The organism is Bradyrhizobium sp. P5_C11_2 (genome assembly GCF_054049755.1).
The window spans coordinates 42,337-52,459 of sequence record NZ_JBFULT010000003.1; the positions used below are offsets into that span (position 1 = coordinate 42,337).

A 10,123-nucleotide genomic window follows, 5' to 3' on the forward strand; every position below is an offset into this window, starting at 1 on the left:
GGAGGCAACACCATGGCTGATGCGCAAAGCGGCCGTTCGCTCGTCGTCGACGCCGTCACCCACCGCTATCCGAGTGGTGCGCTCGCGGTCGAGAACATCAATCTCGACATCAGGGGTGGCGAGATCATCGCCCTGCTCGGCCCCTCCGGCTGCGGCAAGACCACCCTGCTGCGGATCATCGCCGGCTTCATCGCGCAGACGCAAGGGCGGATCATCATCGGCGACGACATCGTCGACGCACTGCCGCCGAACCGCCGCGCCGTCGGCATCGTGTTCCAGAACTACGCGCTGTTTCCGCACCTGTCGATCAGCGAGAATGTTGCCTACGGGCTCGCCGCGCGCGGCATCGACAAGGCCGCGCGTCAGCGCGAGGCGCAGCGCTTGCTCGAGCTGGTCCAACTGCCATCAATGGCGGAACGCCTGCCGCGGCAGCTCTCCGGCGGCCAGCAGCAACGAGTCGCGCTCGCCCGCGCGCTCGCGATCAAGCCGTCGATCCTGCTGCTCGACGAGCCGTTTGCCGCGCTCGACAAGAATTTGCGGCTCGACATGCAGATCGAGGTCAAGCGGCTGCAGCGGGTCTCGGGCATCACCACGCTGATCGTGACCCACGACCAGGAAGAGGCGCTGTCGATGGCCGACCGCGTCGCGGTGCTGAGCCATGGCAAGCTCGAACAGTTCGGAACGCCGTCCGACGTCTACGACCGGCCGCAGACGCTGTTCGTGAACACCTTTGTCGGCTCCAGCAACCGCATGCCCGGCGTGGTGGTGTCGGCGGACCGCACCGCCGCCAAGGTGCGCCTCGATGCCGGCGCGGAGATCATCGCACGGCCCGCGGGCGGCGCGCTCGCCGAGGGCGGCCGCGTCACCGTATGCATCCGCCCCGAGCATCTGCAATTCGTCAGCGATGAAACCGGCTTTGCCGGCGTGGTCGGCATGTCGTTGCCGTTGGGGGCCACCGTCGTCCACGAGGTCACGACCGGCGACGGCTCCGGCGTGAAAATCTCACAGGCGCGTATCGGCGAGACGCGCACGCTCGAGAGCGGCGCCGCGGTGCGCCTTGCGCCGCTCGCGCCATCGCTCGCCAACGCCTTTCCCGCAACGCTTTAGACCCAGTCATAGTCCACAGGGAGTTTTTACATGATCCTGAGCCGCCGAAGCCTGATGACGACCGCACTCACACTCGGCGCCATGAAGGCGTTTCCCGGACTGAGCTTCGCCCAGGCCCGTCCGCTGGTGTTTGCAACCTTCACCGGAAGCTGGGAGGAAGCGCACAAGGCCGTGCTGGTGCCGGCGTTCCGGAAAGCCAACGCGGATGCCGCCATGGTGCTCGACCCGATGCTCTCGGTCGACCAGATCGCGAAGGTGAATGCCGCAAAAGCCAATCCGCCGATCGACGTCATGCTGCACGATCCCGGCCCTGCCCTCGTCGCGATCGGCCAAGACCTGGTCGAGCCGTATCCCGTCGAGAAGAGCGCTTATTACAAGGATCTGATCGCCGAGGCGCAGGAGCCGATGGGTCCCGCGCCGTTCTTCCAGGTCGTCGGCCTCACCTACAATCCGGAGACGATCAAGACGCCGCCGACCTCCTGGGCGGATCTCTGGAAAGCCGAGTTCAAGGGCCGCGTCGGCATCACCAACCTCAACTCGACGCTCGGCACCGGCTGGCTGGTCGAGGTCGCCAAGATGCGCGGCGGCTCCGAGGCCAATGTCGATCCCGGCTTCAAGGCGCTGGAAGAGCTGAAGCCCAATCTCGCCGCGGTCGCCGCCAATCCCGGCGCGCTGGCGACCCTGTTCCAGCAGGGCCAGATCGACATCTCGCCCGGCAATTTCAACGCCATCCAGATCCTGAAAGCCCGCGGCGTGCCGGTCGAGTTCGTGGCGCCGAAGGAAGGCGCCATCGCCTTCAAGACCACGATCCACATCGTCAAGAATTCGCCGAACCGCGAGCTCGCCTTCAAGCTGATCGAGGCAGCCCTGACGCCCGAGGTGCAGACCACGCTGATGAACCCGCCCTATCTGATCGTGCCCACAAACTCCAAGGTGACGATGGGCGGCGAGATCGCGCGCGTGCTCGCCAAGGACACGGCCGAGCTGAAGCAGAAATTCGTGTTCCAGGACTGGAAGAAGATCAACGAGCAGCGTTCGGCCTGGATCGAGCGCTTCAACCGCGAGATCAAGATCTGAGAGCGTTGAGGACCTGACGATGGGTGCAGCACCGGCATCACGGGACGTGACCTCCTACGGGATGGGATTGGCAGTGCCGCTGGCGCTGTTCTTCCTGGTCTTCTTCGTCGCGCCGCTGCTGCAACTGCTCTGGCTCTCGCTGCACAACGACACGGCCGCGCTCCACTGGGGGCTCGGCCAATACTTGCACTTCCTCACCGATCCCTTCAGCCTCGGCGTGCTCGGCTCGACGCTGCTGCTAGGTGCCGAGGTGACGGCCGTCTGCCTCGTGCTCGGCTTTCCCATCGCGTGGCTCTATCAGCGGGTCGGGCCGCGGCTCCAGACCATCATCATCCTGATCGTGCTGCTGCCGCTCCTGACCAGCGTCGTGGTCCGCACGTTCGCCTGGATCGTCATCCTCGGCCGCCAGGGCATCATCAACGCGACGCTGCAATCGCTAGGCATCATCGATACCCCTCTAAAACTGCTTTACACCCAGTTCGGCGTGGTGCTCGCGCTGGCGCAGGTGCAGATGCCCTTGATGACGCTGCCGCTGATCACCGCGCTCGGCCGCATCGATCCCAATCTCGACGATGCCTCCTGCTCGCTCGGCGCCGGAAGCTGGCGCACCTTCTTCAGGATCGTGCTGCCGCTGTCCTTGCCGGGCGTGATCGCCGGCTGCACGCTGACCTATGCCGCCGCGATCACGGCCTTCATCACCCAGTCGCTGATCGGCGGCGGGCAGATGCTGTTCATGCCGATGTATCTCTATCAGCAGGCCTCGACCCTTCAGAACTGGCCCTTTGCATCGGCGATCTCGATCATCTTCCTGCTCGCCGTGCTCGCGGTGGTGTCCGTCTTCACCACGCTCGGCCGCATGTCGCGCGGCTATGGCGGCGCGTGATGAGCGGTCGCAAGCGCACCCTGGAGGCGATCAGCTTCGAGCTGGTCATGACCGTGATCGCGATGATCGCGCTGATCATCATCATCGCGCCGTCGCTGGTGGTGCTGATCGTCTCCTTCACCAGCGGCTTCTCGCTGCGCTTCCCGCCGCCGGGCTATTCGCTGCGCTGGTACGCCGAACTCTGGAATGCCTGGCAGCTTCACTTCGCGGCCAAGAACAGCCTCATCGTCGCGCTGTGGGCGACGGGCCTGTCGGTCGTCCTCGGCGTCGCCGCAGCGCTTGCGATCTCGCGCTCGCGGACGCTGTCGGCACGGCTGCTCGATTCCCTCTTCATGTCGCCGCTGGTTCTGCCGGCGCTGGCCTTCGGGCTTGCCGCCCTGATGCTGTTCTCGTTGGTCGGCCTGCCTGTGTCGCCGCTGACGCTGGTGATCGGCCATACCGTGGTCTGCGTCCCCTATGTCGTGCGCAACACGGTCGCAGCGCTGGCCCAGCTCGAGCCGACCCTGCTGGAGAGCTCGGCGGTGCTGGGGGCGAGCCGGCTCTATACGTTCCGCCGGATCGTGTTGCCGCTGATCCGGCCGGGCATCATTGCGGGGGCCTTCATCGCCTTCATGTCCTCGTTCGACAACGTGCCGGTCTCGCTGTTCCTGCGGGATGCTGCGACCGACATGCTGCCGATCCGGATGTGGCAGGATCTCGAGGGCAAGCTCGACGTCACCATCGCGGCGCTATCAGGCGTGCTGATCATCGCCACCGTCGCGCTGGTCGCGGTCATGGAGCGCGTCACGGGACTGTCGCGGCGGCTGACCAACTGATCAGGCGCCGCGGAACAGCGAATAGCCCCAGCGCGTAAATTTGAGCGGCAGGTGAAAATGCTCGTCAACGTTCTTGATGCGGAAGCGGAACGGCGTCACCGTGAGAAAACCGTCGCTGTCCGCAAAGAACTCGCCGAGATGAAACAGGACCTCGTACTCGCCGGCCGTCACACCGGCGCCTTGCGCAATGGGGTGATCGAGCACGCCATTGGCGCCGAGCCGCCCGTCGGCAATGCGCGAGGAGTCGGGATCGATCCGCCAGATCTCGACGCGCAGCCCCTGCGCGGGCCGTCCGCTCGCCACATCGACCGCGTGAATGGAAATACCGCCTGCCACCATGTTCCTCCCGTGAGCGCGCCGCCATGATAGACGGAAAGGCTGCCGCTCGGCCAGCGCCCGCGCTGCTACCGGCCCTGGGCGCGATGACCTCGCTTCAGGCCCTCGTCGCGCTCGCTTTGTTCGCGCCCGGCGTGGTCGCGCCGCGCGCCCATATCGAGGTCTGGCAGCTCTCGATGTTCTCATGCGCGGTGTTCGCCGTCGGTATCCCCGCCTCGTTCTGGGGCGGCGGCTTCATCGCGCGCCTCGGCTCGCTGCGGATCGCAAGCCTGTGCGCCGCGGCCATCGTCGTCGGCATGGCGCTGGCCTCGCTGGGCTCGACCGCCGCGCTGCTCGCAGCAGGCCTCTGCCTCGGCCTCGCCATGGGGCCCGAGACGCCCGCGAGCGCGGCGCTGCTGGCGCGACTCGTGACCGCCGAGCGGCGCGCCTTCGTTTTCTCTGTGCGTCAGACCGGCAACCAGATCGGCGCCGTCTGCGGCTCGCTGGCCCTGCCCGCGATCGCGATCTCGCTCGGGCCGGCCTGGTGCTATGCGGTCGTCGGGGCCTGCGCCCTTCTCGGGATCGCGCTGTTCGAGTGGCTGCGGCCGGCCTATGCCGGCAAGGTCGTCCCRCCGCCAAAACTCGATCTGCGCGCGCGGCTGGCGCTGGTGACCGCGGACCGGCGCATYGCAATGCTGGCGCTGGCCTCGATGCCGTTCAGCGCCATGCAGGTCTCGCTCAACACGGTCTTCGTCACGCTCGGCACGCGCGAGCTTGGCCTCAGCCATATCGAGGCCGGTATGGCGCTCGCCTGCGCGCAGGCCGGCGGTCTGATCGGCCGGCTCGGCTGGGGCTACGTCGCCATGCGCCTCGACGCCTCCCGCGCCGTGCTCATCGTCATCGGCCTCGGCATGGCCCTCTGCGCTGCGCTGCTCGGCCTCGACGGCGGATCGCTCAGCCGCACCTGGCAGTTCGCAGTGGCGGCGCTGTTCGGCCTGACGGCATCGGGCTGGAACGGCGTCTTCATCGCCGAGATCGCCCGCCTCGCCCCGCAGGACCGGATCGGCGAGACCACCGGCGCGGTGCTGACCGCGTCCTATGCCGGCCTGCTGGCGGCGCCGGCCGTGGTGTCGATCTTGGACGGTGTGGCCGGCCTTGGCGCGGCGTTCTTCGCCTTGGCCTGCCTCGCTCTCTGCGGCACAGTGGCGCTGATCTGGGGAGGCCATGACAAAGCCAGCACATAGCGCCCGCGAGATCACGGCCGATGTCGCGGCCGGACGGACGAGCGCCGTCGAGACCGCAAAGGCCGCGCTCGCGCGGATCGAGGCCGCCAAGGCGTTGAACGCAGTGGTCACGATCGACCCCGCGCGCACGCTTGCCGATGCCGCAGCGGTCGATGATCGCCTGCGTGCCGGCGAGACAATGCGGCTTGCCGGCGTGCCCATCGTCGTCAAGGACAACATCTGGACCCGTGGCTGGCGCGTGACGCAGGGCTCGCGCTTGTTCGCCGATTTCATCGCGCCGCAGGATGCGATTGCGGTCGAGCGGCTGCGCGAGGCCGGCGCGGTCGTCGCCGGCATCGGCGCGACGTCCGAGTTCGCCAGCAAGGGTGTCACGATCTCGCCGCTGTTCGGTCCGACGCGGCATCCCCTCAATCCCGCGCTGACGCCGGGCGGCTCGTCCGGCGGGCCGGCTGTGGCTGTCGCGGCCGGCCTCGTGCCGCTCGCGATAGGCACCGATGCAGGCGGCTCCAGCCGCAGGCCGCCGGCCCATGTCGGCGTCGCCGGCTTCAAACCGTCCTATGGCGGGATCCCCTATGGGCCCGGTTTCGCCGAGCCGTTTTTCGGCCTGTCCGTCATTGCACCGATCGCCGCCACCGTCGCCGACATCACGCTTGCGTTCGAAGCCATGACCGGCGCCGATCCACGCGACCCGGACTCCGCGGATATCGCACAAGAGGCAGATGACTTCGCCGGCCTGCGCATCGCTTTCTCACCGCGCCTTGGCCTCGACGTCGCGGTCGACGGCGTCGTCGCCGACGGAGTTGCTTCCGCCGTGGCGCGCCTGTCCGCCTCCGGCTTACGCATCGCGCAGCGTGATCCGGTCTGGCCGGCGGGTGCCACGGAAGAGGCCATCATGCCGCTTCAGCACGCGGGCCTCGCCGCCCTCCATGGCGACGCCTTTCGCAAGGATCCGACTGTCTTCGACCCTGACATCGCCAGGCAGATCGAGCGGGGGCTGTCCTGGTCGGGCGCGGACGTTGCCGGTGCGCTGGTCGCGAGCGCCGCGATCGCCCATGCCTTCGCGGCCCTCTTCACCGACATCGACCTGCTGCTGGCGCCGACGGTCCCCTGCGTCGCATGGCCGTTGACCCAGCTTGGACCCGACACCATCGGCGGCCGTGCCGCGAGCCCGCGCGCGCATGCGGTGTTCACGCCCTTCGTCAACCACGCCCGGCTGCCGGCGGTCTCGATTCCATGCGGCACCGATGCGGCCGGACTTCCGTTCGGCCTGCAAATGATCGCCGGGCGCGGCCGCGACCGCACGCTGCTCAAGGCAGCGTGGCACATTGAGACGCTTCTGAGGGACGGCGCCTAGAACTGCACGCCGCGCGTCAGGGCACCATCGACGACGAGATTCGTCCCCGTGATGAAGCTGGCCGCGCGGCTGGCGAGAAACACGGCGGCGTTGGCCATCTCCTGCGGCGTGCCCATCCGCCCCGTCGGATTGAGTGCCAGTGCGGTCTTGTAGAGCTCGGGATTGTTGTCCTTGATCATGTTCCAGACCCCGCCCTCGAAATAGGTATTGCCCGGCGACACCGTGTTGGCGCGGATGCCCTTGCCGGCAAGCTGGTTGGCGAGACCCTGGGTGTAGTGGATGATCGCCGCCTTGAAGGTACCATAGGGACCGGCCGCGAAATCGACCTCGCGCCCGGAGACGCTGGCGATCGTGACGATCGCCCCGGCGGCGCTCTTCTCCAGATAGGGCATGGCGGCGTTCACCAGCCGGACCGTGCCCATCATGTCGGTCGAAAATTCCTTCTCCCAGCTTTCGTCATCCTGTCCGATCGCGAGCGCGCTGACATTGGCGACGACGACGTCGATGCCGCCAAGCCTGGCCGCCATGTCGCCGACCCAGGCTTTCAGCGCGGGGCCGTTGGAGACGTCGACCGCACCACCATAGGCCGCGACGCCCTTGGCCTTCAGCGCAGCGACCGTGCTCTCAACCTCGGCCTGATTGCGCGAGCACACGCCAACGTCGGCGCCCTCTGCGGCAAATGTCTCGGCGATCGCGCGGCCGATCCCCTTGGTGCTTCCCGTGACGAGAACCTTGGCGCCCTTGAGTCCCAGATCCATGGTCGGTTTCCTTTTCTTGGTTCAGGTGTTGCTCAGCCCGGCCTTGACCAATCCACGATAGCTGTGCGGCATTCGCATTGAAACCAGATCCTTTCGCCGCACCACATTGGTCGGGTAGACGCTGTCGAGATTGGTGGTGTCGACCAGCGCCGCAGCAAGGCCCGTGCCGTCGGCCGCAATCGCCTCCCGCCGTGGAAACGCGAACGTGTCAGGACCGAACACGCCGCTCAGCCCGGGATAGCCGCGTTCGCGATCGGCCACATTGGCGAAGGCGAAGAACAGATTGTTTTCGCCGGCGCGAACGCGGAAATGATGCCAGTGATGCGGATCGGGGCCGGTCGGAATCGGCTTTGGCTGCGCCACCTCGGTGCCGGCATGCGACGAGCTGAAGCGTCCCTTGATCGCGGCGGGACACGCGATGAGATCGCAGCCACGCAAAGCCAGCACCCGGCCCGCTTCGGGAAATGACGCGTCATGGCCGATCAACATCCCGATACGTCCGATCGGCGTGTCGACGACGGTCCAGCCGTCCCCGGCCGTCGCCCAGCTGTTGTCGTCGGCTGCAAGATGCGTCTTGCGATAGACCGAGATGTCTCCGTCGGGCGCGACCAGGCAGGCGCTGTTGTAGAGCGCACCGTCGGCGCGCTCGGCCAGACCGCAGACGAGGTAAAGGCCGAGCTCCCTTGCAAGCTTCCTGAGGCTGTCGGTGGCCGGCCCCGGGATTGGCTGCGCCGATGCCGCGGGGGCGCCGAGCCCCGTCACCGCAAGCTCCGGAAAGACGACGAGCTCCGCGCCTTCGGCCCTGGCCTTGCGCGCGAGGGCTTCGATCTCCCCAAGATTCCGGCCGACGTCGTCGACAGGCGCAAATTGCGCGACGCTGACCCGCGACGTCTTGCCGGTCGGCCAGGACTCGTGGCCATAGAGACCAAAGAAGTCGCGTGGATTCCAGCTGAAGGTATCGGTGAGCAGCTCGGGATAGAGTTCCGGCCGACGTTGCGCGAATACGGCTTCCCCGAGCACACGGCGCGCGCGCGCGGCATCGAGATCGATCTCCGACAACAGGACGCCGTCACCCTTGTCGAGCACGGCGGTCACCTGCCCGTCCGGCGCGATCACGCAGCTTCCGCCGGAGAACTGCACGGTGCGCTCGAGCCCCCATCGATTGCTCTCGATGACGTAGCAGCCGTTCTCGAAGGCGCGGCTGATCCAGTAGGGCGCCGGCGTGCGCTCGGCCAGCCAGTTGGAGATGTGGCAGATGACGTCGGCGCCGCCGAGCGCCATCAGCCGCGCGGTTTCCACAAAATGGATGTCCATGCAGATCAGGAGCGCAATGCGCCCGATCGGCGTCTCGAACACCTGGTTGTGCAGGTCGCCCGCCGCCGCCCATTTCGGCTCGGAGATATAGGGATGCGTCTTGCGGTGGCGGCCGACCACGCCGTCGGGCCCGATCAGCACGGCCGTATTGAAGTAGATGCCGTCCTCATCGACCTCGGGCATGCCGACCACGATGTAGCAATCATGCCGACGCGCCAGCGCCGCAAAGCGGTAGGTGGTCGGTCCCGGCACCTTCTCGACAAAGGGCGCAACCTCGGCGCGGTCGAACCAGCAATAGCCGGTGGTTCCCATTTCCGGCGTGACGATGAGCTTCGCGCCGGCCGCCGCCGCCTGCTCGCAGAGTTCGAGCAGGCGCGCGATGTTGCGCTCCTTCTCGAACATGGTCGGCTCGAACTGGACGGCGGCAACCTTGTGAATCCCTGACATGACCTGACCGGCCCTCAAACCAGAAAGGACTTCTTGATGGAGGCGCCGAGCGTATATTTCGGATCGACCATGTTGCCGAGCCGGACACGGCCTGCCTGGGTCAGGAGCATATAGGCGTCGATCTCGTCGAAGCCGTAATCCGCCGCCATCCAGCGGCAGAGCTCGCGATAGGCGATGCGGGCCGCATCCTCCATCGGCCGGGCGGAACCGATGGTCATGATGAAGTCCCTGGTCTCGAGCCGCGGCCAGGCGATGGTCCAGTTCTTGATCAGGTCGATCTGCACCGTGGTCACGGTCGGATGCTCGATGGCGACGCCGCAGAGCTCGCCGTCGCCCTGCGCGGCGTGGCAGTCGCCGAGATAGAGCAGCCCGCCCTTGGTGTTGACCGGCAGATAGATGACGGCGCCGACGCCAATGTCGGGCAAATCCATGTTGCCGCCGTAATAGTCCGGGACCAGCGAGGAGATCGCCTCGATCTCCGGCGAGGTGCCGATGGTGCCGATGAACGGCTCATATGGCAGCGTGATCTTGTCGTTCCATTTGGTCCCGGTCTTCGCGTCGATCACGAGCTTCTTCACCCGCTCCGGCAGCGCCGGGTTGAGCAGCGCGGTCTGCCCGGTGCTGACGAGGCCGCCGAAATCCGGCATGACCACGGTGGTGCCGCACGGCTGCGGCCCGCGCGGCACGATGCTCTCGATGTAGACGGCGAGCACGTCGCCTTTCTCGGCGCCGTTGACGTGGATCGGCCCGTTCTGCGGATTAAGGAACGGAAAGTTGAGGATCTTCGACGGGCTGTCGGTCTCGTGCTT

The 10,123-nt window shown here is 66.9% G+C and carries 10 protein-coding genes; 6 read left to right on the forward strand and 4 right to left on the reverse strand.

From position 1 onward, the window contains the following. Positions 1 to 12 precede the first annotated feature (12 nt). The 4 genes from ACXJL8_RS00770 to ACXJL8_RS00785 are packed head-to-tail and all read left to right on the forward strand — an operon-like array spanning position 13 to position 3,882. Positions 13 to 1,107 carry an ABC transporter ATP-binding protein gene (locus tag ACXJL8_RS00770; protein WP_456617739.1) on the forward strand — a complete coding sequence of 365 codons (1,095 nt, stop codon included), beginning with the start codon at positions 13 to 15 and terminating at the stop codon, positions 1,105 to 1,107. A 30-nt stretch (positions 1,108 to 1,137) separates the two neighbouring features. Further along, positions 1,138 to 2,184, forward strand: coding sequence for an ABC transporter substrate-binding protein (locus tag ACXJL8_RS00775; protein WP_456617740.1), 1,047 nt, complete (start codon positions 1,138 to 1,140; stop codon positions 2,182 to 2,184). 19 nt (positions 2,185 to 2,203) lie between these two features. Next, positions 2,204 to 3,067, forward strand: coding sequence for an ABC transporter permease (locus ACXJL8_RS00780; protein ID WP_456617741.1), 864 nt, complete (start codon positions 2,204 to 2,206; stop codon positions 3,065 to 3,067). Beyond that, positions 3,067 to 3,882, forward strand: a complete 816-nt coding sequence (locus tag ACXJL8_RS00785; protein WP_456617742.1) for an ABC transporter permease — start codon at positions 3,067 to 3,069, stop codon at positions 3,880 to 3,882. The genes ACXJL8_RS00780 and ACXJL8_RS00785 overlap by 1 nt, the downstream gene beginning before the upstream one ends. Here ACXJL8_RS00785 and ACXJL8_RS00790 read toward each other — a convergent pair whose 3' ends face one another. Beyond that, positions 3,883 to 4,218: a hydroxyisourate hydrolase gene (locus tag ACXJL8_RS00790; RefSeq protein WP_060911301.1), complete on the reverse strand. Its 336-nt coding sequence runs from the start codon at positions 4,216 to 4,218 to the stop codon at positions 3,883 to 3,885. Positions 4,219 to 4,244: 26 nt separating this feature from the next. On the opposite strand from ACXJL8_RS00790, the gene ACXJL8_RS00795 reads away from it, so the two are divergent. Both ACXJL8_RS00795 and ACXJL8_RS00800 read left to right on the forward strand, forming a co-directional pair. After that, positions 4,245 to 5,441: an MFS transporter gene (locus ACXJL8_RS00795; protein WP_456617743.1), complete on the forward strand. Its 1,197-nt coding sequence runs from the start codon at positions 4,245 to 4,247 to the stop codon at positions 5,439 to 5,441. After that, positions 5,422 to 6,795: an amidase gene (locus ACXJL8_RS00800; RefSeq protein ID WP_456617744.1), complete on the forward strand. Its 1,374-nt coding sequence runs from the start codon at positions 5,422 to 5,424 to the stop codon at positions 6,793 to 6,795. The genes ACXJL8_RS00795 and ACXJL8_RS00800 overlap by 20 nt, the downstream gene beginning before the upstream one ends. Here ACXJL8_RS00800 and ACXJL8_RS00805 read toward each other — a convergent pair. The 3 genes from ACXJL8_RS00805 to ACXJL8_RS00815 all read right to left on the reverse strand — a co-directional run. Then, entirely contained in the window at positions 6,792 to 7,553 is a 762-nt protein-coding gene (locus ACXJL8_RS00805; protein WP_456617745.1) for an SDR family NAD(P)-dependent oxidoreductase, read from the reverse strand. The genes ACXJL8_RS00800 and ACXJL8_RS00805 overlap by 4 nt on opposite strands. 21 nt (positions 7,554 to 7,574) lie before the next feature. Beyond that, positions 7,575 to 9,314 (reverse strand): nitrilase-related carbon-nitrogen hydrolase, encoded by a 1,740-nt coding sequence (locus ACXJL8_RS00810; RefSeq protein ID WP_456617746.1) that lies wholly within the window; start codon positions 9,312 to 9,314, stop codon positions 7,575 to 7,577. Positions 9,315 to 9,328: 14 nt separating this feature from the next. Beyond that, the coding region (locus ACXJL8_RS00815) for an acetamidase/formamidase family protein (protein WP_456684474.1) at positions 9,329 to 10,123 on the reverse strand (795 nt) is incomplete at its 5' end.

Coding starts and splice junctions, on each gene's coding strand:
- ACXJL8_RS00775 (WP_456617740.1), top strand. CDS start 1,138: ATGATCCTGAGCCGCCGAAGCCTGATGACGACCGCACTCACACTCGGC.
- ACXJL8_RS00800 (WP_456617744.1), top strand. CDS start 5,422: ATGACAAAGCCAGCACATAGCGCCCGCGAGATCACGGCCGATGTCGCG.
- ACXJL8_RS00810 (WP_456617746.1), bottom strand. CDS start 9,314: ATGTCAGGGATTCACAAGGTTGCCGCCGTCCAGTTCGAGCCGACCATG.
- ACXJL8_RS00780 (WP_456617741.1), top strand. CDS start 2,204: ATGGGTGCAGCACCGGCATCACGGGACGTGACCTCCTACGGGATGGGA.
- ACXJL8_RS00785 (WP_456617742.1), top strand. CDS start 3,067: ATGAGCGGTCGCAAGCGCACCCTGGAGGCGATCAGCTTCGAGCTGGTC.
- ACXJL8_RS00770 (WP_456617739.1), top strand. CDS start 13: ATGGCTGATGCGCAAAGCGGCCGTTCGCTCGTCGTCGACGCCGTCACC.
- ACXJL8_RS00805 (WP_456617745.1), bottom strand. CDS start 7,553: ATGGATCTGGGACTCAAGGGCGCCAAGGTTCTCGTCACGGGAAGCACC.